The organism is Bartonella vinsonii subsp. vinsonii (genome assembly GCF_902825235.1).
Lineage (GTDB): Bacteria > Pseudomonadota > Alphaproteobacteria > Rhizobiales > Rhizobiaceae > Bartonella > Bartonella vinsonii.
Map to the genome: position 1 here is coordinate 403,515 of NZ_CADEAJ010000001.1, position 26,693 is coordinate 430,207.

General features: G+C 41.3%; 24 protein-coding genes. 16 read left to right on the forward strand and 8 right to left on the reverse strand.

Going from position 1 to position 26,693, the window contains the following annotated elements; genetic code table 11:
• Positions 1 to 100: 100 nt before the first annotated feature.
• Positions 101 to 4,783 (reverse strand): NAD-glutamate dehydrogenase, encoded by a 4,683-nt coding sequence (locus J7R12_RS01645; protein ID WP_126602025.1) that lies wholly within the window; start codon positions 4,781 to 4,783, stop codon positions 101 to 103.
• Between the two features lie 256 nt (positions 4,784 to 5,039).
• Between J7R12_RS01645 and J7R12_RS01650 the strand changes: the two genes are divergently transcribed.
• The 4 genes from J7R12_RS01650 (at position 5,040) to rpsP (ending at position 8,252) form a co-directional block, all read left to right on the forward strand.
• Positions 5,040 to 5,684: a carbonic anhydrase gene (locus J7R12_RS01650; protein ID WP_126602023.1), complete on the forward strand. Its 645-nt coding sequence runs from the start codon at positions 5,040 to 5,042 to the stop codon at positions 5,682 to 5,684.
• A gap of 266 nt (positions 5,685 to 5,950) precedes the next feature.
• On the forward strand, positions 5,951 to 7,519 hold the full coding sequence (ffh, locus tag J7R12_RS01655) for a signal recognition particle protein (protein ID WP_126602021.1): 1,569 nt from the start codon (positions 5,951 to 5,953) through the stop codon (positions 7,517 to 7,519).
• 24 nt (positions 7,520 to 7,543) lie between these two features.
• Positions 7,544 to 7,843 carry a chorismate mutase gene (locus J7R12_RS01660; protein WP_126602019.1) on the forward strand — a complete coding sequence of 100 codons (300 nt, stop codon included), beginning with the start codon at positions 7,544 to 7,546 and terminating at the stop codon, positions 7,841 to 7,843.
• Between the two features lie 43 nt (positions 7,844 to 7,886).
• A complete protein-coding gene (rpsP, locus tag J7R12_RS01665) occupies positions 7,887 to 8,252 on the forward strand; it encodes a 30S ribosomal protein S16 (protein ID WP_126602017.1) in 366 nt (121 codons plus the stop codon).
• A gap of 112 nt (positions 8,253 to 8,364) precedes the next feature.
• Here the strand turns inward: rpsP and J7R12_RS01670 are convergent, their stop codons facing one another.
• Positions 8,365 to 8,580 carry a DUF1674 domain-containing protein gene (locus tag J7R12_RS01670; protein ID WP_126602015.1) on the reverse strand — a complete coding sequence of 72 codons (216 nt, stop codon included), beginning with the start codon at positions 8,578 to 8,580 and terminating at the stop codon, positions 8,365 to 8,367.
• 83 nt (positions 8,581 to 8,663) lie between these two features.
• Here J7R12_RS01670 and htpX point away from each other — a divergent pair, with 83 nt between their 5' ends.
• The 5 genes from htpX (at position 8,664) to J7R12_RS01695 (ending at position 14,956) form a co-directional block, all read left to right on the forward strand.
• Positions 8,664 to 9,704, forward strand: coding sequence for a zinc metalloprotease HtpX (gene htpX, locus J7R12_RS01675; RefSeq protein WP_126602013.1), 1,041 nt, complete (start codon positions 8,664 to 8,666; stop codon positions 9,702 to 9,704).
• Positions 9,705 to 9,745: 41 nt separating this feature from the next.
• Positions 9,746 to 11,113, forward strand: a complete 1,368-nt coding sequence (locus J7R12_RS01680; protein ID WP_126602011.1) for an RsmB/NOP family class I SAM-dependent RNA methyltransferase — start codon at positions 9,746 to 9,748, stop codon at positions 11,111 to 11,113.
• Positions 11,114 to 11,159: 46 nt separating this feature from the next.
• The gene (locus J7R12_RS01685) at positions 11,160 to 12,875 is read left to right on the forward strand and encodes a heparinase II/III family protein (protein WP_126602009.1); all 1,716 of its coding nucleotides are present in this window, start codon (positions 11,160 to 11,162) and stop codon (positions 12,873 to 12,875) included.
• A gap of 166 nt (positions 12,876 to 13,041) precedes the next feature.
• Positions 13,042 to 14,658: a bifunctional phosphoribosylaminoimidazolecarboxamide formyltransferase/IMP cyclohydrolase gene (gene purH, locus J7R12_RS01690; protein WP_126602007.1), complete on the forward strand. Its 1,617-nt coding sequence runs from the start codon at positions 13,042 to 13,044 to the stop codon at positions 14,656 to 14,658.
• A gap of 145 nt (positions 14,659 to 14,803) precedes the next feature.
• Positions 14,804 to 14,956, forward strand: coding sequence for a DUF1127 domain-containing protein (locus tag J7R12_RS01695; RefSeq protein WP_126602005.1), 153 nt, complete (start codon positions 14,804 to 14,806; stop codon positions 14,954 to 14,956).
• 299 nt (positions 14,957 to 15,255) lie between these two features.
• On the opposite strand, the gene J7R12_RS01700 is transcribed toward J7R12_RS01695, so the two are convergent.
• On the reverse strand, positions 15,256 to 16,041 hold the full coding sequence (locus J7R12_RS01700; RefSeq protein ID WP_126602003.1) for an SURF1 family protein: 786 nt from the start codon (positions 16,039 to 16,041) through the stop codon (positions 15,256 to 15,258).
• A 274-nt stretch (positions 16,042 to 16,315) separates the two neighbouring features.
• Here J7R12_RS01700 and rpmB point away from each other — a divergent pair, with 274 nt between their 5' ends.
• Positions 16,316 to 16,621, forward strand: a complete 306-nt coding sequence (rpmB, locus tag J7R12_RS01705) for a 50S ribosomal protein L28 (RefSeq protein ID WP_126602001.1) — start codon at positions 16,316 to 16,318, stop codon at positions 16,619 to 16,621.
• 120 nt (positions 16,622 to 16,741) lie between these two features.
• The gene (locus J7R12_RS01710) at positions 16,742 to 17,428 is read left to right on the forward strand and encodes a VUT family protein (protein ID WP_126601999.1); all 687 of its coding nucleotides are present in this window, start codon (positions 16,742 to 16,744) and stop codon (positions 17,426 to 17,428) included.
• Between the two features lie 131 nt (positions 17,429 to 17,559).
• On the opposite strand, the gene cobT is transcribed toward J7R12_RS01710, so the two are convergent.
• From cobT to J7R12_RS01725, 3 genes are all read right to left on the reverse strand, one after another.
• The gene (cobT, locus tag J7R12_RS01715; RefSeq protein WP_126601998.1) at positions 17,560 to 19,449 is read right to left on the reverse strand and encodes a cobaltochelatase subunit CobT; all 1,890 of its coding nucleotides are present in this window, start codon (positions 19,447 to 19,449) and stop codon (positions 17,560 to 17,562) included.
• A 14-nt stretch (positions 19,450 to 19,463) separates the two neighbouring features.
• A complete protein-coding gene (gene cobS, locus J7R12_RS01720; RefSeq protein ID WP_126601996.1) occupies positions 19,464 to 20,450 on the reverse strand; it encodes a cobaltochelatase subunit CobS in 987 nt (328 codons plus the stop codon).
• A gap of 192 nt (positions 20,451 to 20,642) precedes the next feature.
• Positions 20,643 to 21,263 (reverse strand): J domain-containing protein, encoded by a 621-nt coding sequence (locus J7R12_RS01725; protein ID WP_126601994.1) that lies wholly within the window; start codon positions 21,261 to 21,263, stop codon positions 20,643 to 20,645.
• Positions 21,264 to 21,385: 122 nt separating this feature from the next.
• On the opposite strand from J7R12_RS01725, the gene J7R12_RS01730 reads away from it, so the two are divergent.
• On the forward strand, positions 21,386 to 21,664 hold the full coding sequence (locus tag J7R12_RS01730) for a BolA family protein (protein WP_126601992.1): 279 nt from the start codon (positions 21,386 to 21,388) through the stop codon (positions 21,662 to 21,664).
• Here J7R12_RS01730 and J7R12_RS01735 read toward each other — a convergent pair.
• Together J7R12_RS01735 and J7R12_RS01740 are read right to left on the reverse strand one after the other, a co-directional pair.
• Positions 21,661 to 22,656, reverse strand: a complete 996-nt coding sequence (locus tag J7R12_RS01735; RefSeq protein WP_126601990.1) for a tyrosine recombinase XerC — start codon at positions 22,654 to 22,656, stop codon at positions 21,661 to 21,663. The two genes, J7R12_RS01730 and J7R12_RS01735, sit on opposite strands and share 4 nt — an antisense overlap.
• Positions 22,657 to 22,658: 2 nt before the next feature.
• A complete protein-coding gene (locus J7R12_RS01740; RefSeq protein WP_126601989.1) occupies positions 22,659 to 23,480 on the reverse strand; it encodes a SapC family protein in 822 nt (273 codons plus the stop codon).
• A gap of 131 nt (positions 23,481 to 23,611) precedes the next feature.
• On the opposite strand from J7R12_RS01740, the gene rimM reads away from it, so the two are divergent.
• The 4 genes from rimM (at position 23,612) to sdhC (ending at position 26,678) form a co-directional block, all read left to right on the forward strand.
• A complete protein-coding gene (gene rimM, locus J7R12_RS01745; protein ID WP_126601987.1) occupies positions 23,612 to 24,181 on the forward strand; it encodes a ribosome maturation factor RimM in 570 nt (189 codons plus the stop codon).
• A 238-nt stretch (positions 24,182 to 24,419) separates the two neighbouring features.
• Positions 24,420 to 25,118: a tRNA (guanosine(37)-N1)-methyltransferase TrmD gene (gene trmD, locus J7R12_RS01750; RefSeq protein WP_126601985.1), complete on the forward strand. Its 699-nt coding sequence runs from the start codon at positions 24,420 to 24,422 to the stop codon at positions 25,116 to 25,118.
• A 210-nt stretch (positions 25,119 to 25,328) separates the two neighbouring features.
• Positions 25,329 to 25,769 (forward strand): 50S ribosomal protein L19, encoded by a 441-nt coding sequence (rplS, locus tag J7R12_RS01755; RefSeq protein ID WP_126601983.1) that lies wholly within the window; start codon positions 25,329 to 25,331, stop codon positions 25,767 to 25,769.
• A gap of 507 nt (positions 25,770 to 26,276) precedes the next feature.
• Positions 26,277 to 26,678, forward strand: coding sequence for a succinate dehydrogenase, cytochrome b556 subunit (gene sdhC, locus J7R12_RS01760; RefSeq protein ID WP_126601981.1), 402 nt, complete (start codon positions 26,277 to 26,279; stop codon positions 26,676 to 26,678).
• The last annotated feature ends 15 nt before the right edge of the window (positions 26,679 to 26,693 follow it).

Here is a 26,693-nt window from a genome sequence, read left to right on the forward strand (position 1 = left end):
GCTTCATTTTCCCCTTGCTTGGTGATTACTCATGGGAGGAGCAAAATGAGGGTTTTAAAAACTTGGCTATCTTGCTCTATGTAAAGTCTGAGGTGATGCTTTAAAGTTGTGCGATCATACCTGCTGCGAAAGTAAAGCGAGAAATATTGAGATCATTTTCAATGAGCGCACCAATGCGATTTGTTACATTGTGAATTTGGTCTTCTTTTGTTTGGCTCCAGGCGGCGAACGGATCTTTTTTTGTTCCGTAATCTTTCAGGATTTTCATAACAATTTTTCGTAAGCTTTCAGCAATATTTTCTTTAGCTTGGCTTAAGGCCATACTATCATAATAATCAAGGACAGGAATTGTTCGACTTGCTTCATTAATGCGGTTTATCCGGATGATTTGAGCAAGTGAGAAATAAATTTCTGCGGTTTTAATAAGGTCGCTGGTGCTTTGTTTTGCAATGAAAGAAATGTCACAAATTATGGGAGCAGCTTCCAAGAGAGCCAATTGTTTTGCTAAAGCCTCAGTCGCTCCTTCTTCTCTATAATGTATCGTTTTTTCTTTAATTTTCTGATTAATATCCTTATCATTGGAATGCAGAAGAAGTTTTTCAATAACCGTACGGGCTTGCTTCATTGTTTTCACAAGTTCTTCTAATGGAATCGAGAGATCCATATTGCGCAATCCCCAATTTGTTGTTTCAAAAAGCATTGACGTAATGGCTGCGTAGAATTTGTTTTGGACAAGACCTGGTATTTTATTATCCAGCTTATCAATTTGATCAGACAATTGGGGTATTTCAAAACCATCGCACAGTGCGATGAAAACGCGAATAATATTTTCAATTTTTTGTTCTGTTGCATCTTGGAGGCGGCTAACAAAAGTAGGTCCACCGCGATTCACAATATCATTGGCAATGAGGGTTGCAATAATATTACGGCGTAACTGATGATGAATGATTTCTTTCTCAAAGTTTGTCTGAATTTGCGTTGGAAAATAGTTCAACAAGATTGCATCAAAATAACGTTCATCGACAATGGGACTATGGGCGATTTCTTCTTTGAGGGTTAATTTAGCATATGCAAAAAGAACGGCGAGTTCTGGACGAAGAAGTCCTTGTGTTGTTCTTTGCCGCAAAGTTTGTTCATCAGGGAGAATTTCCACTCTCCGATCGAGAAGTTTTTTCTGTTCCAAATCATGCATAAAGCGTATTTGATAAGGCAAATCCGCAATGCTTTGGCTTTCAGCCAAAGAAAGAGCAAGTGGTTGTAGATAATTGTTGCGTAAAACTAATTGTTCGACTTGTGGAGTCATTTTTTTCAAGAGTTCATTGCGTGCTTCGCGCGTAAATGTTTTAGCTCGAAGTGCTGATGCTAGAACAATTTTGATATTGACCTCAACATCTGAACAATTAACACCTGCAGAGTTATCAATGGCATCGGTATTACAGCGCCCACCATTTGAGACATATTCAATCCGACCACGTTGTGTAACACCAAGATTGGCTCCTTCACCAATAACTTTTGCACGAACTTGATCACCCGTAATGCGTAGTGCATCATTTGCACGATCCCCTACTTGCGCATCCGTTTCTGTTGTTGCACGGATATAAGTGCCAATACCACCAAACCATAAAAGATCAACAGGTGCTTTGAGAAGTGCAGAGATAATTTCAAAGGGAGTTCCTGTTTGTTTTTCAAAACCAATAGCTTGTGCTGCTTCGGGTGAGAGAGTAATGGTCTTCATTGTACGTGAGAAAATACCACCGCCCTTTGATAATTTTGTTTGATCGTAGTCCTGCCAACTTGAACGAGGAAGTTGAAAGAGACGCATACGTTCTGCATAGCTTTCAGCTATGTTTGGATTTGGGTCGATAAAGATATCGCGGTGATCAAAGGCAGCGATAAGTTTTGTTTGTTTAGAAAGAAGCATTCCATTGCCAAAAACATCACCAGACATATCACCAACACCAATACAGGTGAAAGGGGTTGTTTGAATATCGTGATTAAAGGATTCTCGAAAATGTCTTTTAACGGCTTCCCACGCACCTTTCGCTGTAATGCCAATGGCTTTGTGGTCATAACCTGCTGAACCTCCAGAGGCAAAAGCATCATCAAGCCAGAAGTGATTTGCTTGGCTGAGTGCGTTGGCTGTATCAGAAAATGTTGCTGTGCCTTTGTCGGCAGCAACAACAAAATAAGGGTCATGACCATCATGACAAATGATATTGTGAGGAGTGCTTATTTCGCCGTTAACCAGATTGTCGGTGATAGAAAGCAAAGCTGTGATAAAGTCAATATAAGCTTGTCGTGCAGCTTCTATTATGACAGCACGATCGTTTGTTTGGGGAAGGCGATGAGGATAAAATCCCCCTTTTGCACCAACGGGGACGATGACAGCATTTTTAACCTGTTGGGCTTTGACTAAGCTCAAAACTTCAGTGCGATAATCAAGTGCACGATCAGACCAACGGATTCCGCCGCGGGCAATAGGACCAAAACGCAAATGAACCCCTTCAACTTCTGGTCCATAAACAAAAATTTCCCGATAGGGTCGCGGTTCAGGCAAGCCTTCAATTTGGCGGGGGTCTAACTTGGTTGCTAAAATACGCCGTGGGGTGCCATCTTGAAGAGGGGTAAAGGCATTGGTTCGTAAACTTGCTTCAATAAGATTACGATAACGGCGTAAAATGAGATCATCATCTAACCCTGAGACGTTTTGTAATTTTTCTTCAATGCGCTGTTGAATGATCTGCTGGTTTTTTTTCCGTTCTTTTTCTGTATGGCTTTGATGAAATTTCAAATGAAACAAAGCATAAAGATCTTGGGTAATATCAGGGTAAGCGTTTAAAGTTTGGGCAACGCGGTCTTGTGAATAAGGAATTCCAGCTTGTTGGAGATAACGTCCGTAATGGCGTAAAATGACAATTTCACGCCAATCAAGCTCAGCTGTTTGGGTTAAAGCATTAAAGGCATCATTATCCGCATTCTGAGACCAAATGGCTTCGAATGTTTCGGCATGCTTTTGACTGTTTTTGTCAAAATCGATACAGAGTTGGAAAGCGCTTTCCAGTTGCATATCATGAAGATACACAGAGTGTCCGTTGCCATCTGGTAATTCAAGCGTTTGTTCAGCAATGACCCGAAACCCCATATTTTCAAGAAGTGGTACACGTTTAGAAAGGGCAAGAGCTTCGTGGCGGTGAAAAAGCCGAAGAGAAATATTTCGTTTTTCTTTTTTGTGCGCATGATAAAAAGTAACAAAAAGAGGCTTTTTATCATTAAGGCTTAAGATATGTCCTGCGTCTTCAATGGCATCTTCAGTTGAAAATAAATCACGGTAGCTGTTGGGAAATTGGCTCGCCAAACGTATTTGTTGGTCTGTCGCTTTGCGGGTTTGAGCTATGGTTTGAACACTGTCTTCCCAACTTTGTGCTATGGAACGAACGTTTTCTTCAAGTGTCATGCGCTCGATGACAGGCGCGCTTTCGTTTCCTTTGCGATGGATGATATAATGGACGCGGATGAGTGTACTTTCTAAAAATAGCGGATAGGATTCAAAAAAATCGCCTTTGTAGATTTCAACAAAATATTCGCCAATTTTTTCGCGAATATTGCTGCTGTATTGATCACGGGGCACATAGACAAGTATAGAAACAAAGCGTCCGAAAGAATCAGTATGTGCAAGGACTCGCAGACGAGGGCGTTCGTCTAATTGCAGAATAAGTTTGGCATTTTCTGTCAATGTCTCAACGTCAGAACGAAACATTTCATCTCTTGGATAGGTTTCTAAAACACTGATGAGTGCTTTCCCAGAATAGTCTGCGCGGTTATATCCAAGGCGCTGAATGATGGTTTTGGCTTTTTCTTTTAAGAAAGGAATTTGCAAAATAGAACGCGTATAAGCGGAGGAGGTAAACAATCCTACAATGCGTAATTCTCCACACAGCTTGTCTTCTTTATCAAAGATTTTAAGACCAATATAATCGAGCCAAACAGGACGATGAATTTTTGAACGACTGTTTGCTTTTGTTACAATAAGCAAATTATCACTTTCCATAAAGGATAAGATTTCTTGGGGAGGTTCTTCTACACGAGAATCACCGATAATGCGGATCGAGGCATCTGTGAGAATACCAAGTTCAATATCGCTTGCTATAAAGGCTTTTGTCGGTTCTTGGTTTTTGATGAAATGATAAGTGCGCATGCCAAGGAAGATGAAATTATTGTCCATCAGCCAGTTAAGAAATTCAATGGCTTTTTCACCTTCTTGTTTGTAGTGCTGTGGGAGGCTTGTTTGATAGGCATGGATATGCTTTTCAACTTCTTCAAGCATAGATTTCCAGTCTTGTACAGCTGCATTGACCTGTTCAAGGACAAGAGTGAGCTCCTCTTTGAGTTTTTGTATTTGTTGTTCATTTAAGGACTCAATGTGAATTTGCATCAGGCTGATGCGTTGCCCGGAGGTACAATCAAGAACGGGGTGCGCAATCAAATAAATATGATTCTTGTTTTGATTGAAGACATTCAAAATAGAATCGAGCAAGAAGGGCTTGTTATCGTTTACGAGCGTAATAACAGTTATAGGTTTATTGTTACGCGTTAAATTTTGTTCAAAGCAGATGATCGTTTTTCCAGTTTGATGGAGATTAAAAGCTTCAATGGCAGTGGTTGTAGCTTTTTTGAGTTCGTCGTTTACGTAACAGGCGATATCTTCTTTATCGGTATGAGCAAAAAGGATCTGTTCTATTTTATCTTGATTGTTTTTTGTTTCTGCTGCTTTTTGTTGTAACACAATAATCTTCCCTTTTTGCTTTTAGGATCTTTTCTTCATGGAACTAGACCATTATATCATATTTTGCACTGTAACATCTTCTACCCAAAGAGAATAGTTATTTATTCTGAGAAAGGGTAAACTTGTTTCTTCCATTGTATAGCAATAATCCGTTATCTTAAGGGAGTCCATTGTGCATAGATGAAAGGATATTTTTAGTATCTTTGTATGTTAAGAGTTTGTTTTTCAAAAGAGACACAATGAAAGTAAGTAAAGAATGACGCATTTGCCAGAAAGACTTTTAAGCGGTTACCGGACCTTTATAAAAAATCACTTTTCATATAAAAGGACACATTATCAACAATTGGCGCTTGAAGGGCAAAAACCTGAAGTTTTTGTCATTGCGTGTTGTGATTCGCGGGCAGTACCAGAAACGATTTTTGATGCCAAGCCTGGTGAAATTTTTACACTGCGCAATGTGGCAAATTTGGTCCCCCCTTTTTCTCCTGATAACCAATATCATGCAACATCTGCAGCTCTTGAATATGCTGTACAATTGCTTGAGGTTAAGCATATTGTTGTGTTTGGTCATGCTCATTGTGGAGGGGTGAGTACTGCTCTTAAAGGGACGTATAAGTCTTTATCATCAAAAGATTTTATTGGTCAATGGATTGACCTTTTGGCACCAGCTGCGCAAACAGTTGTAAGCAATAAATCGTTAACTGTATCGGAACAACAGATCGCATTAGAGCAGCTTTCTATTCGTCATTCGTTGAGGAATTTAGAGACATTTCCGTGGATAAAGGCGCGTAAAGAGCAGGGCGTTTTAACATTACACGGGGTTTGGTTTGATATCTCAAGCGGTGAATTGTGGAGTATAGAACAAGACACAGGGTATTTTGTGCGTGTTGAGGTTGGCTGATCTCGAAGTGTAACGTTCCCTTTCTTTCATAAAATAACTTTAAAAGTGAAGCTATTATATGATAAATCTTGACAAAGGTAGGGTTTTATTGTTTGAAAGAACAAGCTTTCAGTGACCAAATTAATTTGGAGCAACCGACTGAGACCCCAGTTTAAGGGTATAAAGAGATCTCAGAGGTCAACATCCGACGGCGCGGTGCGTTCTCGGATGTCATTTTGGTTTGTTTGTTATGCAGCCCTGTTTGTTATACAGCAATGAGGTAGAGAATGTTTGAATCCTTACAAGAGCGGCTTGGTTCCATACTGTCTCATTTGACAGGGCGTGGGGCTTTGTCGGATCAGGATGTAACAGAAGCGTTGCGCGAAATTCGTCGTGCTTTGTTAGAAGCCGATGTTGCACTTGATGTCGCACGTTCTTTTACCGATAGGGTTCGCGAAAAAGCCGTTGGGGCTGCAATTGTTAAATCAATTAAACCTGGCCAAATGGTCGTTAAAATTGTTCATGATGAATTGGTTAATGTCCTTGGAAATGAAGGCGTTCTGAGCGATTTAAATGCACCGGCACCTGTTGTTATTATGATGATTGGTTTGCAAGGTTCAGGAAAAACAACGACAACAGCAAAGCTTGCAAAGCGGTTCACTGATAAACATAATAAAAAAGTTCTTATGGCGTCATTAGATACACGCCGTCCCGCGGCGCAAGAACAACTGCGCCAATTAGGAGAACAGGCAGAACTTGCAAGTTTGCCTATTATCGCGGGGCAGTCTCCCGTTGATATTGCGTCACGTGCGGTACAGGCAGCAAAATTGGGTGGTTATGATGTGCTGATTCTTGATACAGCGGGACGTAACCATATTGATGAAGCTTTGATGCTCGAATTGGCTGAAATTAAAGCTTGTTCCCTTCCCCATGAAATTATGCTGGTTGCTGATAGTCTTACGGGGCAAGATGCCGTTCATCTTGCCCGTTCTTTTGATGAGCGGGTGGGAATTACAGGTATTATTTTAACACGTATGGATAGTGATGGCCGCGGGGGTGCTGCTCTTTCAATGCGTGCTGTTACAGGAAAGCCGATTAAAGCAATTGGAATCGGTGAAAAAATAGAGGCTTTGGAAGAGTTTCATCCTCGTCGTATTGCTGATCGTATTCTCGGAATGGGTGATATTGTTTCTTTGGTTGAAAAAGCTGCTGAGACAATGGACCATGAAAAAGCGGCTGCTTTTGCAAAAAAAATGCAGGCTGGAAAATTTGATCTCAATGACCTTGCAGAACAATTGCAGAAAATGAAAAAACTGGGTGGAATGGGCGGCATTATGGGAATGTTGCCGGGGTTAGGGAAGGTAAAAGATCAAATTGCTGCTGCGGGACTTGATGATCGTTTGTTTAATCGTCAATTGGCTATTATTTCGTCCATGACACCTTTAGAGCGCGCCCATCCTGAAGTTTTGAAACATAGCCGTAAGCAACGGATTGCTAAGGGATCTGGCACAAGTGCTGCTGATATTAATAAGCTTTTGAAAATGCATCGCCAAATGGCTGATATGGTCAAAGCCATAGGAGGTAAAGGCAAGAGTGGTTTGATGGGGAAAATGTTCGGAGCACTTGGTTCTAAAATGGGACTCGGTGGTATGGGAGCTGTTGGCGGGGATTCTGGAGCACTCCCTGATTTATCGGGGTTTGATTCAAAGCAATTTTCAGAACTTCAAAAACAAATTGAAAGTGGTAATGGGGGCAAGGTCTTACCTGGTCTTCCAGGGCGTGGACTTACATTTCCTGGTCTTTCCAATGGCAGTGCCGATAGGGGAAATTTTCCTCAGCATCCCAAGAAAAAATAAGATGCAAAGAGGGAAGGAAAGATAATGCAGGAAAAAATATTGGATGAATTGGCACATTTGCGTGCGTCCATTGATAATTTCGATGCAGCGTTGATTCATATTTTGGCAGAGCGGTTTCGTTGTACAAAGGCTGTTGGGCACTTAAAAGCCCGTTATGATTTGCCTACAGTTGATCCTCTGCGTGAGCAGAGCCAAGTCGCACGGTTGCGACAATTGGCGAAAGAGAGTCATTTCGATCCCGATTTTGCTGAAAGATTTTTGAAGTTTGTTATTAAAGAGGTTGTGCGGCAGCATGAAATTATTGCTGAAGAACAAAAAAAGTAAATCAATTTAAACGAAAGCCAGGACTGACAATAGGAGATAAAATATGGCATTAAAAATTCGTTTGTCCCGTGGAGGTTCAAAAAAACGTCCTTATTATCATATCGTTGTTGCGGATGTTCGTAGTCCGCGCGATGGGCGCTTTCTTGAACGTGTTGGTGCATGGGACCCAATGTTGCCTAAAGAGGGACCGCGTGTAAAGCTTGATGAAGAACGTATCCAATATTGGCTTGGCCAAGGGGCACAGCCAACAGATCGCGTTTTACGGTTTTTAGATGCTGCTGGCTTGAAAAAGCGTCCAGTGCGCAATAATCCACGCAAAGGTGAACCTGGCAAAAAAGCACAAGAACGTATAGCTGCTGCAAAGCAAGCTGCTGAAGAAGCTGCTGCTGCCGGAGCAGAAGAAGCGTGATGATTGTTACAATATAATCAATTGTGCCTTTAAAAGCTTTTATAAAGAAGAGTGATTGTTATCCGTTTTTGTTTATCAAAAACGGAACTTCTTTGAAGGGTGTTTGATTTTTTTAAAAATCAATAGCGCGGCCTTTAATTTCCCAGTCTCCATAGCGTGAAGGGTCTTTGCCGCCGCGTCCACCATTTTCTACAGGCTTTTCTTCGTGAGTTTTACTTTTACGTCTTTCTTCAGCTTCGTTTAATGCGCGTTGTGCTGCGGAAGAGAGGGATTGCTGTTTATCACGCGTTGCTTTTTGTTGACTTGTTTGCTCGTCTTTTTTTGTCATTTTATCCTTATTCCATTGAAGAAGCAGAAAGAAAACCCCATCATATAATATAAATTGATTTTTATCATGGAGTTTTTTGAGTAATGAACATAATGCGTACGGCCATGCTTTTGGCTTTTATGACCGCTCTTTTTATGGGAGTTGGTTATCTTGTTGGAGGGGGCGGGGGTATGATCATTGCACTTTTGATGGCAAGCGGTTTAAATTTTTTTTCTTATTGGAATTCGGACAAAATTGTTTTACGCATGTATGGTGCGCGTGAGGTTGATCAACATTCATCACCGGTTTATTATAAGATTGTAAGCGATTTAGCTAGGAAAGCTTCTCTTCCTCAACCAAAAGTTTACGTTATTGAGAGTGCGCAGCCAAATGCTTTTGCTACGGGACGTAATCCTCAAAATGCGGCTGTTGCGGCGAGTACCGGATTGTTGGAAAAGTTGAGTGCAGAGGAAATTGCCGGTGTTATGGCACATGAGCTCGCACATATTGAACATCGTGATACTTTAACAATGACGTTGACGGCAACGATTGCGGGAGCGATTTCTATGCTTGGGAATTTCGCTTTTTTTATGGGGGGAACACGTAATTCTTCAGAACATTCTCATGGTGGAGGGCTTGGGGGTGTGATTGCTTTGCTTGTGGCGCCTTTTGCAGCGATGCTGGTGCAAATGGCTATTAGTCGCACGCGTGAATATGCTGCTGATCGCCGAGGAGCTGAAATATGTGGTAATCCGTTATGGTTGGCTTCTGCATTGCGTAAAATTGCTGATGGCGGACATGGGGTATACAATGAAGAGGCAGAACATAATCCAGCAACAGCACATATGTTTATTATCAATCCCTTGAGCGGTGAAGGAGCTGATAGCCTTTTTTCTACCCATCCGGCGACGGCAAATCGCATTGCTGCTCTTTATCAGCAAGCAGAAGAGATGAAGGGAAACATGGTCAGAACTATGGGATGGAATGAAGAAGGTAGCTTGCATGAAAAAAGCAAGGGCTTGGATTATGAAGATTTCAGTCAGAGTGTTCCAGCCGATATTTTAGATAGTCAGGGGGAAAATGCTTTTCAGCGCATTACAAAACGGCCTTCTTGGCTTCGTTATGAAGATAAAAAGAAATCTTGATCATAGAGCTCTTAAGGGAGCAAAAGCATAAAGGTGTTGTTTTGACCCACAAGAAAGCGGGGCGTGTGTCCGAAAAAAATGTTCCCGGATTAGCTGTTCGGCAATTGTGTGTTCGTCTTTTAGGAGCTGTGCTTGATAAGCATGCGTCTCTTTCTGGTTTAACGGATAATGAACATGGACATCCACAATATTTAGGACTTTCACATCGAGATCGCTCATTGTGCCGAGCCATTTTGGGTGCGGCATTGCGTCATCGGGGGCAGATTATAGCTGCTTTATCACGCTTTTTAAAGCGGCCTTTACCCTCTCAGGCACTTTCACTTCAGCATCTTTTGCATGTTGGTGTGGCACAAATTCTTTACCTTGATGTCCCTGATCATGCTGCTATTGATTTAGCTGTGCGTGTGGCTAAATTTGATCCTCGAATGCATCGTTTTTCAGGGGTGGTGAATGCTCTTTTACGAAATGTTGCACGTGAGGCAGACTTTTTACGTCAACAAGTGCCTACCATTGAAGGGGTACCGGCGTGGTTTGGACAGCTTTTGGTTTCAACTTATGGAAAAGAAAAAGCTGATCAAATTGTGGCCATTCAAAGTGTTGAGCCTCCTCTCGATTTGACAGTTAAATCCGATAGTGTTGGATGGGCTAAACGGCTTGGGGGTGTTGTTTTGCCCAATGGTTCCATTCGATTAAGTGCTTTGGATTGTTCTGTTACCGATTTAGCGGGTTATACAGAGGGGGCTTGGTGGGTTCAAGATTTTGCTGCGGCGTTGCCTGCTTGTTTACTTGGCAATATACGGGGTAAAAAGGTTGCTGATCTTTGTGCAAGCCCTGGGGGAAAAACAGCACAATTGGCTTTGCAAGGAGCTGATGTGACAGCAGTTGATCTCTCTGCTAATCGGGTAGCGCGTTTAAAAGCAAATATGGAGCGGCTTCATTTTTCAGTTGATATTTGGCAAGGGGATGTAAGAAATTTTCAACCCAAACAGCTTTTTGATGCTGTTCTTCTTGATGCTCCTTGTTCTTCTACAGGAACAATACGTCGTCATCCGGATATTTTATGGACGAAATCAATGGACGATATCGCCAAGTTAGCGGCGTTGCAATATGATTTGCTTGCGGCGGCAATTACTTTGGTGAAAAAGGGGGGGCTTATTGTTTTTTCCAATTGTTCCCTAGCAAGGGAAGAAGGTGAAGATCTCATTGAGAAAATTTTATCAGAACGTGATGATGTTGTTTTAGAGCCTATTAGCAGGGAAGAAATGGGCGCACTGACGCATTTGCTTTCTGTTAAAGGGACTTTGCGAACAACGCCTGCTGATTTTTGCCCTCAAAGTTTTAATGCCGAGAATAATCTGTTTTTAGGAATGGATGGTTTTTTTGCAGCGCGCCTGCGGAAAGTGACTTAATTAACGGTTCATTTACTAAAATGGCTGAAATTGTCCACGATTCGGTATGTACGGAGATGAGATTGTGGCGATTGCGTTAAAAGGTCCTCAGACAAAGGCGTCGGACTTTGTGTATATGATACACCAATTTATACGGCGTTTATCGGTTGGTCCTCTGTTTCGTTGGCGATTTTCAGGATTTCGTCCCCATAAGATTTTAGCGCATCCCATTGATTTGCATTTAGCGAATCCAACGCTGGCACATGAATTTTATCACGGTCGTTTTGCTTTTGCTGGTCATGTTGTTCACGCTGGTGCGGTTTCGCCTTTTGCATTGGTTCCACCAACGCCGGAATGGGAGGCGGCTCTTCATGATTTTCATTGGTTGAGACATATGGCGGCAGCAGAGAGTGATTTAGCTGTAGCACATGCACGTTCTCTCTTAGAAGATTGGCTTGACCATGGTGGCAAAAAAGTTAAGGGGCTCGCTTGGAGTGCTCCGGTTGTGGCGCGGCGTTTAATGTCGTGGATTTGCCATTCGAAAATGTTGTTGCAAGGGGCAAGTGAGCGGTTTGAAAAACGCTTTTTACGCGCACTTGGTTTTCAATTTCGTTATTTGCGCATAACGATTTATAGTATGGAAAACAATGAACAACGTTTACAAGCTGCTGTTGCTTTGACATTTGCCTCTCTTGCTTTGCCTGTTTCTGCAGCAATGAAAAAGAAAGTGCAGACCTTTCTTGTAGAGGAACTTTCGTGCCAGATCTTGGTTGATGGTGGTCATATTTCACGCAGTCCAGCCATCTTACTCGACTTGTTATCGGATTTATTGTCTTTACGTCATCTTTTTGTACATAGTTATGAAAAAGCACCACGTATCCTCATTGATTCTGTTGAGCGTATGTTGCCAGCTTTACGGTTTTTTATTCATGAGGACCAAACATTGGCGCATTTTAATGGGGTTGGGCCACTGGTTTCTGAACGCTTATCGACAGTTTTAGAGCTTGATGAAACAGCGGGACATCCTTTTAGTTATGCACGTTATTCAGGGTTTCAGCGTTTACAAGCCAATCAAACGACAGTGCTTGCTGATACAGGAAAATTTCCACCACGCTCTGTTGCACAACATGCTGGGTCGGGGTGTTTGTCTTTTGAAATGTCTTCACGAGGAAACCGCTTTATTATTAATACGGGTGTTAATCCTTATGGACGTGAGGAATATCGACATTTAGGACGTGTCACCGCAGCACATTCAACGGCAACACTTAATGATTGTTCGGTGGGCGTTTTTCATAAAAAAAGGAAACAGGGTGCTTCACTTTTGTTTGATGGACCGACGGATGTTAAAGTACGCCGTATAGAGGATTCAGAGAAAACCGGTTTTATTGCAAGCCATGATGGCTATGTGCAAGCTTTTAATCTTGTTCATGAGCGTGGTCTTATTTTAGCAACAAATGGAAAAATGATCGAGGGTTTTGATCGCTTTTTTATGCCGCTCAAGGGGTTTTCAAAAAGACATAAGACTGATCAAAATGAACAGAATAATGTTGCTGTTCGGTTTCATCTTCATCCGCAAATTGAAGTTAACTATGATGGAAACGGCGTATGTTTAGCTGCTAAAGGCGGACAGGAGTGGTATTTTATATCACCTGACGCTGATATTTTTCTTGAAGATTCAATTGATTTTGCTGAACTTACTGGTCCACAACGCACACAACAAATTGTTTTGTATTTTCGTCCTGCATTCCAAGAAAAAGTTCGTTGGCGTTTTACATGTCGTTAATGAAAACAATGGTGGGATTCTTTACACGAATAAAAATAACGTCACTCTTTGTGCGTTAAAAAAGATATTCTCTTCTTTCAGTGTATTTTGATAAAGGCATGTGCTATAAAATGCGTAGGCGCGTTTTTCTCAAATTGTCACCGTTTTTATTTTTAGGATTTCTCTTATGGGTATTGTTGCAAAAAATTTTCCCGTACCTGATCTTCATCGGGTTCGTCGTGTTCTTCTTTCCGTATCGGATAAAACAGGTTTGGTTACATTTGCACAAGCGCTTCATGCTTATGGTGTTGAATTGATTTCAACAGGAGGAACAGCTAAAGCCCTAATGGCAGCTGGTTTGGCTGTCAAAGATGTTGCTGAAATTACAGGATTTCCGGAAATAATGGATGGGCGTGTTAAAACACTTCATCCTTTGATTCATGGAGCTCTCTTAGGTGTAAGACAGGATCCTAGCCATGCCGCTGCTATGGAAAAGCATGGTATCCATGGAATCGATCTTCTGGTGGTCAATCTTTATCCTTTTGAAGAAACTTCTCAATCTGGAGCCGATGGACAAACAATACTGGAAAATATTGATATTGGTGGACCGGCAATGATTCGCGCGGCAGCAAAAAATCATGCTTATACGGGTGTTGTTACAGCGGTGCGTGATTATGATGTGGTTCTTGCTGAATTAAAAAAGCATGATGGCTGTTTAAGCTTATCTATGCGACGTCAGTTAGCAATGCGTGCTTATGCACACACAGCTGCTTATGATACAGCGATAGCGGCATGGTTCGCACAGGATTTAAAAGTTGAAACCCCAGAGTGGCAAAGTTTTTCTGGTCATCTTGAAAGCGTTATGCGTTATGGGGAAAATCCGCATCAACGGGCAGCATTTTATCGCAGTCGTGAAAAACGTTTTGGCGTTGCAACAGCGAAACTTTTGCAAGGCAAAGAACTCTCTTATAACAATATGAATGATACAGATGCGGCATTTGAACTTGTAGCAGAATTTGATCCTCAAAAGACTGCTGCTGTTGCTCTTATTAAACATGCAAACCCTTGTGGTGTTGCAGAAGGACAAAGTTTGAAAGAGGCTTATTTGAAAGCTCTTCTGTGTGATAATGTCTCGGCGTTTGGTGGAATTGTTGCGTTAAATCAAACCCTTGATGAAGAATGTGCAGAAGAGATTGTAAAGATTTTCACGGAAGTTATTATTTCTCCTGATGCAACAATGGCGGCACGTGAGGTTATTGCGAGGAAGAAAAACCTTCGTTTGTTGGTAACAGGGGGTGTGCCTAATCCACGTTGTGAAGGACTTATTGCTAAAACGCTTGCCGGCGGCATGTTAGTACAGTCGCGTGATAATATGGTGGTTGATGATCTCAAACTGCAAGTGGTGACAAAGCGAGCACCAACTCCAGAGGAAATGCGTGATCTTCAATTTGCTTTTCGGGTGGTGAAACACGTGAAATCAAATGCTATTGTTTATGCAAAAAATAGCGCAACTGTTGGAATTGGTGCCGGCCAAATGAGCCGTGTTGATTCTGCGAACATTGCTGCGCGTAAAGCTGAAGAAAGTGCTCAAAGAGCAGGCTTAACAGAATCTCCGGCAAAAGGGTCTGTGGTTGCATCAGATGCATTTTTTCCTTTTGCAGATGGTCTCTTGGCAGCGGTTGAAGCTGGTGCAACAGCGGTTATTCAACCGGGTGGATCAATGCGTGATGAAGAAGTTATTGCAGAAGCTGATGCACATGATTTAGCCATGGTTTTTACAGGTGTGCGGCATTTTCGCCATTAATATTTTGCATTTTGCTTCTTTTGAATGAGAAAAGTTTCTCATGTGGTAAACGCATATCTGTTATGTAGTTATAGCACGACTCTTTTTTGTAATTTGCTCTACATTATATCCTAGTGAGGACCAAATGAGGTTTGGGGTAAAAAGTATGAGTATTCTACGTTCTTATAGTAATTGGCGCCGTTATCGGCGGACAGTTAAGGCGTTGAGCCATCTTTCAACAGATGAGCTGAATGATCTTGGCATTTACCGTGGTGATATTAATTCAATTGCGCGGTATTATTCCCGTAGGTCTTTTTAAAATTTGCTTTCTCAATTTTTTTGTGAGAGCATTTGAGAGGCACCTTTGTGAGAGGAGGGGGAGAGCTTGTCGTTGGGCATTTTTTCTTCATTTTGGGTATATTTAAAACAGCACCTGTAAGAAGGCACTTATGTGTTTGAGTTGTGTTCGCGCGCCCTTTTTTGAAAAAGTAAAGGAAGGGGCGTGTGAAGTTTTTAACACAACGGAAGATTATATTTGTTGTAAACTGCGTGCTTCTTAAAGAAAAGTCACTTAACTACACATGTTTCATGAGGCGGGGATTTTGTCTTGTATCTGTTTTAGCTTTTTTGTCGTAGCAGGAAAAGAGAGCCCCCTAGGACACCAGCAGCTAAAGTAAACCACGTAAGAGCATAGACAAGGTGATTGTTTCGAAAGTGTACAACAGTTAAGCCAGCAATCGGTAAGTTTTTTTGCGGAGCTGTTTTTTTCCCAGCGTCAATAAAATAAGGGGCAACACTGGATAGCCTAAGTCTTTGTGCCATAGCAGGAAGATCGCGTGTATACCACAAATTGGTATCCGGATTGTTTTTGCGTGGAAAAAATCCATTTTTTTCGCTCATCCGTAACAAACCTATAACCGTGGTTTGCTCCGTGTTTTTAGCAGAATATTGTTGAGGAGTGGCACCGGTGTGTGATTGCTCTGCGTTTTGAAAGTCATGGCGTGCATCCATGGGAATAAAACCACGATTCACAAAGGTTAGTGTGTTGTCAGCTGTTTGTAGAGGGGTTAAAACCCAGTAGCCCGTGGTATCTTGAGTAACAGCAGTGACAAAAATATTTTTATCTGTCAAAAATTTTCCTGTAATGATGACAGGTCGGTATTCATCTTTCTCAAAAGTAACTTGCTTCCATTGATTTTGCGGTGGTGCTTTTATGGGAGGTAAATGAACACGCTGATGAGCGCTGGTAATAAGATTTGTTTTCCAGTTTAAGCGTTGTATTTGCCATACACCCAGTGCACTAAAGAGAAGAAAAAAACACGTACATAAAATACCAAACAGAAGTGAAGATAAACGGCTCTGTTTTTGTTGAAGCTCTGTCATGGAGGGGACGGTTTTGCTCATGATTAACGCTCCCTTTTAGAATACTCATATTCTTTTAGCACGGTTGCGCGTGAAAAAAAATATTTTCTACACCTTATCATGGGCAATGGTGCAAAATTAGTGAACAGGAGATGCAAAAGGCTTTATAAAAGACTTGACCTTTTGTTATCGAAACCCTATTAAAAACACAACTTCTCAATAATGCTGTTCAAGGGAGTGTTGTACGCTTTTTGCATTTATTCTGTTTTTCGGCTGTTGAGATTGAAGAGTTTCTTAGAGTTTAAAGGTGAAGTTTATGTCTCGTGCCTGCGAATTGACAGGGAAAACTGTTCTTTATGGTAATAATGTGAGCCATGCGAACAATAAAACCCGTCGTCGTTTTTTACCAAATCTTTGTAATGTAACACTGATTTCTGAAGTGTTACAGCAAAGTTATCGCTTGCGCGTTTCGGCAAGTGCTTTGCGTTCTGTTGAGCATCGCGGTGGCCTTGATAGCTTTTTGATCAAAGCTGATGATAAAGAATTGTCGCAACGTGCGCGTTTGTTAAAACGCCAAATTATTAAGAAAAAAGCTGAACATGCAGCTGAGAAAGCAGCCTAATTCTTTTTTTTATTGACAGAGTTAGATTAACTTCTCCTTATACTAGGGGTGCGTTGTTTTTTGGCTTTTTACTGATTTCATCGCTGTATTTTATTGGTTCCATATCCCAGGTTAAAAAAAATGTCTTCAGCGCCCGGTCTTTTATTCCCACAGCAAGAGAGAAACTTTATTGCTTTCTCGATCTTTGCAATGTGCCTTACTGTGACCGCTTCTAATATTTTGGTTCAGTACCCTGTCTATTGGTTTGATTTGAATGAATTGTTGACCTACGGTGCTTTTACTTATCCGATTGCTTTTCTGATCAATGATTTGACCAATCGTTTTTATGGCCCTGCAGCAGCGCGGCGTGTGGTTTATGCTGGTTTTTGTTCTGGTGTTTGTGTTTCTTGGATTTTGGCAACACCGCGGCTTGCAATTGCTTCTAGCTTAGCATTCTTATCTGGACAACTTCTCGATATTGTTGTTTTTACTCCTTTGCGGCGTAAAGCATGGTGGATAGCGCCTTTAGCAGCAGCGTTGGTTGGTTCAGCACTGGATACGGTTTTATTTTTTTCTCTTGCTTTTTGTGGCCTTTTTACCTTTATCGATCAGATGACAGGTTATGCGAATAGTTCGCTCTTTGGAAGTGTGATTTTCTTCGAACTTGAGATTCCAGTTTGGCTCTCACTTGCTTTTGGTGATTTTTCAGTAAAGGTTATTATGAGTTTTTTGATGCTCATCCCTTATGGAACAATTCTGAAAACTATGAGACGTCCTCTTTATAAAAGTCATGCAAAAGATAAATCCTCCTTTGTGGGAAGCGAGTGAGAATCTTTATCTTTTTATTTTTGCAGATGAAAAGATTGCATGTTGTGTCTTTGTGAAAGCAGCATTTTAGAGCCATGTTCGGAGATATTTTCGATAGCTGTCTTCAATGTCTAAACATGATTTTAGGCTCTTCATTGAGAAGATTTTTTATTGCTAAAGAGCGTTTCTAATTGTTTTGTTATAGCATTGCCAAGCTCTTCGGCATTCATAATTGTGACAGCCCGTTGATAATAGCGTGTGACATCATGACCAATGCCAATGGCAATGAGTTCTATGGGAGAATGGGTCTGGATTTCTCGAATCACTGCGCGTAAATGTTTTTCCAGATAATTGCTGGAATTTACCGATAATGTTGAATCATCAACAGGGGCTCCATCAGAAATGACCATGAGAATGCGGCGTTGTGCATGCTGTGATAAAAGGCGTTGATGCGCCCAAATCAATGCTTCACCATCGATATTTTCTTTTAGCAACCCTTCCTGCATCATTAAACCTAAATTGCGCCGTGCTCGACGCCATGGGGTATCTGCACTTTTATAGATGATATGGCATAAATCATTGAGGCGCCCTGGATTATGAGGTTTGTTTTGGCTAAGCCACTGTTCGCGTGATTTCCCGCCTTTCCAAGTTTTTGTGGTAAAGCCTAAAATTTCAACTTTGACACCACAGCGCTCAAGAGTTTGGGCTAAAATATCTGCACAACTTGCTGCAACAGTAATGGGGCGTCCACGCATTGATCCCGAATTATCAATGAGGAGTGAAACAACCGTGTCACGAAATTGGGTGTTGCTTTCCATTTTGAAAGAAAGTGGCTGCATGGGATCAATGATAAGGCGGGGGAGCCGCGCTGTATCAAGATATCCTTCCTCAAGGTCAAAATTCCAATTGCGGTTTTGTTGTGCCATAAGGCGGCGTTGTAAGCGATTTGCTAAGCGCCCAACAATGTTTTGGAGATGATTGATTTGCTTATCAAGATAATGGCGTAGGTGATCCAATTCGCTTTCAGAACAAAAATCTGTCGCTTCCAAAACTTCGTCAAACTGTCGGGTGAAAACTTTATAATCGTTGAGCTTTTCCATTTGTTCTGAAATGGCAAAAAGACGTTTGGATTGGCTCGATTTTTCTTGCCAAGGTCTTCGGTTTTGTTCTTCGTCAGTTTTATCATTGTCATTTGATTGTGTTGCTTGCGTTTTTCCTTCGTCTTGTGCATCGTTTTCATGTTCTGTTGTTGTTTGTTCGTCACTTTGTGTTTTTTTTTCGTTATTGCTTTCTTCTTCTGATTGATTTTGAGGTTCTCCCTCGTTTTTTAATGTTTTATTGTTTTCGCTGTCGGAGGTTTCTTCTCGTTGGGCTGACATTTTTAAGGCAAAAAGCATTTGACGAACAATGCGTGCAAAAGCGTGTTGGTTGTGAATATGATGTGTCAATTCGTTTAGTTCTGCTGCGGCTTTTTGTTCGATTTCTTGACGCCATAACTCTAAGACAGGTCCAGATTCTTTGGGGGGAGGGCGTTTTGTTATTTTTTCACGCAATAAAAGCGCAATGGCTTCTTGGATGGGGGCTTCACTTTGGCTACTGATCTTTTGATAATGCGCTCTTTGATATTTATCAGCAAGCATTTCATCAAGATTTTGTGCAATTCCCTCCATGGCTAAAGTGCCGATTGCTTCAACCCGTGTTTGCTCCAGAGCATCAAAGACAGCACGTGCTTCTGATTCTTGTGGAGCAAATTGTGCGTGAATGCGATTATCATGCCATGCTGTGCGCAGAGCCATGGAATCACCTAATCCGCGCGTAATCGTTATATCTTTATCTGTTGCTTGTTGGGGTAATTCCGGTAAACGCGCATCATTTTTGCTTAAAGATGGTCTGTTATGACTGAAGGAAACTTCAAGGTTTGGTGTAGCAGCAATGGCGCGCATACATGAGGAAAGTGCTTTTTTGAAAGCGGCAGTATTAAGAGTATTATTGGGAGAATTATTTACGAGATTTTTGCTATTGTCGCCAGCTTCGGTCGTCATGATTGACATATTCCTTAAGGCAAAACACCATGAATGAGTGATTCAGGAAGCTCTTCTCCAAAGGCACGTTGATAAAATTCTGCAACAGTAGCACGTTCGAGTTCATCACATTTGTTGAGAAAGGTTACCCGAAAGGCAAAGCCCACATTTTGAAAAATGACCGCATTTTCTGCCCAAGTGATGACTGTACGTGGGCTCATGACGGTTGAAAGATCTCCATTAATAAAAGATTGCCGTACCATATCAGCAACATGAACCATTTGTGAAATTGTCTTTTTTCCCTCTGTTGTTTGAAAAGATTTGACCTTTGAACAAACAATATCAACCTCTTTATCATGGGGTAAATAATTAAGTATCGTCACAATAGACCAGCGGTCCATTTGGGCTTGATTAATTTGTTGTGTACCGTGATAGAGGCCTGTTGTGTCACCAAGACCAATGGTATTTGCCGTTGCAAAAAGACGAAATGCGGGATGAGGCGTGATGACACGACTTTGGTCAAGTAAGCTTAGTCGCCCACAAGCTTCAAGGACGCGTTGGATGACAAACATAACATCGGGACGACCGGCATCATATTCATCGAAAACGAGAGCAATATTGTTTTGATAAGCCCATGGCAATATACCCTCTTTAAATTCTGTGATTTGTAAGCCGTCTTTTAAAACAATGGCATCTTTTCCTACCAGATCAATGCGACTGACATGACTGTCGAGATTAATTCGGATACAAGGCCAATTGAGACGTGCAGCAACTTGCTCTATATGTGTTGATTTCCCTGTACCGTGATAACCAGAAACCATGACACGACGGTTAAAGGCAAAACCTGCTAAAATTGCTAAAGTTGTTTGTTGATCAAAAAGATAATCAGGATCTCTATCGGGAACGTGGGGGCTTCTTGTGCTAAAAGCAGAAACTTTCATATCTGTATCAATATGAAACAGATCACGCGCACAAAGTGTGATATCAGGCACATTTTCAACTGTAAGCTTTGTTTTTGTCATGCTTTTTCTGGAAGGGAAAGAACGCTCTTTATTTTTACTCTTTAAAATAACGATACAAGAGTTAGAGTACTTATGCAATGCTCTATAAGGGGAGTCTTGGATATAAAAGAATCTTTCACCAGATGTTCCCTCATCTGTTGCAAAAACAATAATGGTTCAAACGAAAAAGGCTTTTTATGAGGATGCGTTTCTTTAGCACAAACCAGATTTTTTAAGCAAATTATAAGCGTGTAAAACATCGCGAAAGCGCTCTTCTGAAGAACGGTTGCCGCCATTGGAATCAGGATGGTGTTTTTTTACCAGCTCTTTATATTTTGCTTTGATATCCTCAGATGAAGCATTTGCTGGTAATCCCAATGTATCAAACGCTTTAGCTTCTAAAGGTTTTAATTTCCGTGAGAAACTTCTGGTTGAGTGACGTTGGGTAAAGAGCGCGAATGGATCGCGCATACGATTTTGGTAAGCAGCTGTTCCAGAGCGAATTTGTGCGTAATGCGCAGCTGTTTTTTTTGATGTGCCATTGCTAAAATCAGTAGGCCATGTTGGACGATGTCCTGTGAGCGCATCCTTTTGGAACTTGGCAATATCTTTATCACTAAGACCAGAAAAGTAATTAAAATTTTTATTATAAGCACGCACATGTTCAATACAGAAATACAGATATTGGCCTTCGTGATTTCGACCTGCTGGTGCTTTATGGGCGCCGGCTTTTTCACAGCCTTCCCATTGACATTGTTGTGCTTGTGATTCAGCCTGCCCCTTTTTTTGGGAGCTGATTCGAATTGAGTCGAATAATTTAGATGTTGTTACCATGCCCTTAGGTTTATGCAAAATCAATTGATTTGACAAGAATTGACTTTTGAAAAATTTGTTTTCACACTCTCTTTGGTAATGAAGAAGGCTTACTCTAGCATTCATTTTGTGAAGGAACAAAAATGTCTACCCCGATTCAAACAACAATTAAGATGAAGCTCCAAGACGCTTTTCATCCACAAAAACTTGAGGTGATTAATGAAAGCCACCTTCATGAGGGGCACCCTCATAAGGAGCATGCTTTTGATGGGAAAGGGGAAACACATTTTCGGGTAAAAATTCTCTCTTCTTCTTTTGTTGGCATGACGCGTGTGGAGATACATCGCGCGATTTATCAAGTCTTACAGAAAGAGCTAGCCACTTGCGTTCATGCTTTAGCGCTTGAAGTTTCCTCTGTTTAATTTGCTTTTCCCTTCAAGTTTTTTTCAGAGCGAGGATGTGCTTTTTGATAAATTTCTAATAAGCGGTCTGTATCAACATGGGTATAGGCTTGGGTAGTGGAGAGGCAGGCATGACCAAGAAGTTCTTGAATGGTGCGTAAATCTCCCCCACGAGATAAAAGATGGGTGGCAAAAGAATGACGCAAAGTATGAGGTGTCGCCGTCTCTGGTAAACCAAGGCTTGAACGTAGATTTCGAACAGCTCGTTGAATAATGGCTGGCTGCAAGGGGCCTCCTCGTGCACCACGAAACATGGGTTGGTTGTGCACTAAAGGATATGGACAGCATTTGAGGTAGTTCTGTACTGTTTCGTAAACAATTTTTATGAGGGGAACAAGGCGTGTTTTTTGACCTTTTCCAGTGACAAACAAGCTTTTTTTTTCAGGATCAGAAAATTGTTCTGGTGTGAGTGCTAAAGCTTCTGATATGCGCATGCCACAGCCATAAAGAAGCATCAAAACAGCAGCATTGCGGGCGATGATCCATGCTTCATTTTCTTGTTGATTTTCTTGTTTGACGATATGAAGAGCGGATTTTATCGCCAAAGGTTTTGGCAGCGATTTTGGCTGTTTTGGGGTTCGGATAAGCTTAGCAGCAGGGACGTTAACAATCCCTTCGCGGGATAAATATCTGAAAAAAGAACGTAAACCCGCCATCCCTCGGCTTAAAGAGCGGGCGCTTATGTTATTTGCTCTGCGATAGGCCAAATAAGCGCGTAAATCGAGAACGCGCAAATTGGCAAGATCATCAAAAGTTGGTTCAATCCCTAAATGTTGACAGAGAAAAAACAAAAATTGTCTCGTATCACACTCATAAGCTTGTGCTGTTTGTTTGGACATACGACGTGTTTGTACAAGACCATCTAACCAGTTTTTCCTTGCGGTCAAAATGGCGTGGTCTGCTGGAATCAGGAAGACACTTTTGCCTTTTCTACCGTCTTTTTTTGTGGGCATTTCTAGTTGAGGGTCTCTTTCTTTTTCACTGTGTTATTTTCAGAGATGCCATTTTTCTTTTGTTGTGGCTCTTCGTGATTCATAATGCGTTTTTCGCCTTTTAAAGAGAGTATTTTTAAAAGATTATGTGTTGACATAAGATGCGCGAAAATCAATCCTAAAAAGCCATTTTTATGGAGTTTGGCAAGTTGGCTTGCAGAGAGTTTATTCAGTTTTTCTTCATCAACAACCCAAAAATGTTCTAATTGTGCTGAGAGACCTTTGTCATTTTTTACATTGATTGATTTTTGACTTAGAAGATCCATCTCCACAAGGGCATCAATGAATTCAGTGGTTTTTTCCATAGCAATTTTAAAGCTTTCTAGAAAATGAATACGCTCTTCCATAAAGGGCGAAATAGATCCATCTGAATTAAAAAGTTCTGTTCCTGCAACTTCATTAAACATGCCTGATTGTTGATCAAAGCAAACAGAAAGCTCTTTTTCATTTTGAAGTTGTGCAAGAACGAAAGGATAGCGACGGACAAACGCGGGGACATAAGTATTTCGTTCCCAATTTTTATCAGAGGTGATGTAGTCATTTTCGTCGTTAGAAAGACCCACGAGAGCAGCGGATGTATAGTGCTTTTTCTTTTGTTCATCTTCTGCGCACATAAACAAGATAGGATAGTCTAGAGCAGCTTGAAAATATTCACTGCTTGCTAAAGGAACCCAATGGGTATCTTTAGCAAAAGACATATCACTTGGAGGGGAAAATTTAAGGTTTTTATGGGTAACTTTATTAATTGGGGTAATATCTTTGTAAAATAGCATAATATTTGCCATAAGACTTCTCCTTTTATTCATTTGTTTTTGTCACCAAGAAAGGTCTTTTTGGAAGATTTTGATATGGCAACAAGATTTAATAGCAAAGTTATGAGATTCGGGGAATCATTTTAAAGAGATGATATTTTTATATGGAATATACTGGAAAAAAGCTTAAAAATAAAGTCTATCTTGCCATTATTGGTTTACCTCATGGTATAAAAGGGGATGTTTTGCTCAAAGTTTTAAGTGCTGAACCACAGCGTTTAAAAACTTACGGTATCCTTTATGATGATATGGGGCGCTCTTATGAAATTGTAACTCTTCGTATGCAAAAAAAGAATGCGATTGTGCATTTTAAAGGGATTGAAGATCGCAATGCTGCTGAAAGTTTAAAAGGGATTCGCCTTTATGTTGCGCGTGATCAATTGCTAGATGATTTGACAGAAGATGAATTTTATCAGGTTGATCTCATTGGACTTTGTGTCCAAGACTGTGTTGGTCGAATCTTGGGAGAGGTGAGTGGTTTTTTTAATTTCGGTGCTGGTGATTTGCTTGAAATGCGCTTGAATGCGGGCAAAACTGTGCTTATCCCTTTTAGCAAAGCAGCCGTTCCAAAAATTTGCATGGCTTCTGGTTTTCTTGTTGTTGATCCCGTCGCTGCTGGTTTAAGCGATAAGGAAGAGAATGCAGTAGAGGATGGTGACTTGAAGCAGAAATAAAGGGGTAAGGAAAAAAGTAAGAAGGCAAGATTAAGCTTCCAAACAGATCTGTTAGCATTTTATTCTGAAATCCTTTTTGGGTTTTTAGGACTTCTGAAATAGGGCAGGTTTTAAAGTAGGGATATGGTGAGACAGTGTAAATGAGGGATTTTGCTTTAAACCATAGCTTTGAAGATGCACCGGTTGGTGTTGCCAGTTGGTGTTGATTGAGTATGCTTGGGATATAAGGTGAGGATCAATGAAGTTTCAAGCGCGTATTTTAACACTTTATCCTGAAATGTTTCCTGGATTTTTGGGGTATTCATTAGCAGGGCAAGCTTTAAAGCGAGGGATATGGTCGCTGGAAACAGTGCAAATTAGGGACTTCGCTTTAGATAAACACCATAGCGTTGATGACACACCGGCTGGTGGTGGGGCGGGTATGGTGATGCGTGCAGATGTATTAGCTGCTGCGCTTGATCATTGTCCAGATGATTCGCCAAGATTGTTGATGAGTCCGCGGGGGCGGGTTTTTAACCAAGCGTATGCCCGTTCTTTGGCGGGTGAATCAGGCGTGACATTGGTTTGTGGGCGCTTTGAAGGTGTGGATGAGCGGGTAATAGAAGCGCGACAACTAGAAGAAGTCTCTCTTGGGGATTATATCCTTTCAGGGGGAGAAACGGCGGCACTGGTTCTGTTGGATGCCATTATCCGTCTTCTCCCTGGCGTTATGGGGAATGCACTTTCTGGGAAGTGTGAAAGTTTTGAGAATGGTTTGTTGGAACACTCCCATTACACGCGTCCTGCTCTTTTTGAAGGACGCGGTATTCCGCCCGTGTTGACATCAGGTCATCACAAGGCTATCGCTGAGTGGCGTCAAAGCCAAGCCGAATTGCTCACACGTCAACGTCGCCCTGATCTTTATGCGCGCTATGATAAAAATCGTCAGAAAACTTGATTCATGTTGTAAGGTAGTGTATTGCATGGCTCTCTCTCTTGAGAGAGTTTTTCTGTGAAGGGTTTTCTATCGTTCCAAGATAATGAAGAAATGGTGTATTCGCTCCTGCATAAAGCATAGCCTAAAGAACTCTTTTCTTTGTAAACAAGGCTTTTTAGGTAAAAGTTGAGCGCTCTGACTGTTCGATAAAGAATATGAAGGATAAAAGAGATGAATATTATCGCACAGCTTGAAGCTGAACAATGTGCAAAAATTGAAGCAAAACGCCAATTGCCTGCCTTTCAACCTGGGGATACAGTCCGTGTCATGGTGCGCGTGACGGAAGGTACACGTACCCGTGTTCAGGCTTATGAAGGAATTTGTATTGCACGTTCAGGCGGTGGATTGAATGAGACCTTTACAGTGCGCAAGATTTCTTATGGTGAAGGTGTTGAACGTGTCTTTCCGGTTTATTCTCCCTTGATTGAAGCTGTTGAGCTTGTGCGCCGAGGTAGAGTGCGCCGTGCAAAACTCTATTATCTTCGTGCTTTGAGAGGTAAAGCTGCGCGTATCGCTGAAAAGAGAGATTACCGGAAAAAAGGTGAAAAGCTTGCTAAGAGTCTAGAAGCAACAGCTGTTGTTTCAGATGCAGAAGCGCAAGTTGCTGAGTAATCGATTCAATATTGTCTCTGCTAGAATTCATGTAAAAGCGGTTTTTCCGTTGTTCTTTGTGTCTCTCGTGATTCGTGTTTGCACTTAGATAAGGGGCATTGAGGGATTTGCGTGTGCATGAGGGTGTTGAATCTCTCAAAGTTTTGCTGTCCTATTTCTCTTGTAATTGTGGTTGAAATCTGAAATTCAAGACCTCAGGAGATATATCGTTTATGCTGAGAAATGGGGATGTCTATACTTGAAAAAATGTGTCTTTTTCTTTGAGAAAAGATGTTAGGCCTTTGACGTGAAGATAAAATTGTATTAGATAAAATGGGTTTTATAGCTTATGTCTGTAAAACAATCGGTTTTTTTATGCGTGACCTTTAATCCGTTATTTGAGATAACCGACCTGTAATATTGGCATCTTAAGATGCCAAATAAATTGGAAATAAAATGCATTTGGTCGTTTTGTGCGGATCTTATCGCGCATGATGCGGTTGCAGTAAAACCAGGTCAGGATGTTTTATGACAGAGACAATTAGGAGAAAAGAGCGCCCTCGTTCCCCCCATGTAAGCATTTATCGTTGGACTATCACAATGGCGATGTCCATTGCGCATCGTATCACAGGTATAGCTCTTTATTTTGGCATAGTTTTTCTCGCTCTTTGGTTAATGTCAATTGCTTGTGGAGCTGAGGCGTTTAGAACAGTGAATGAGATTTATAGTTCTTTGCCTGGGCTTTGTATCTTATTTCTTTATACCCTTGCTGGAGTTCATCACATGGTTGGCGGTATTCGTCACATTGTTTGGGACTTGAAACCTTGCCTTTTGGCAAAAAAAAAGGCAACGGTGACTGCGTGGGCAACAGTGTTTATTTCTCTTATTGTTACTTTTGCCATTTGGATTATTGGATATAGCATTGTTTAGCTGGGGGTGGAGAGG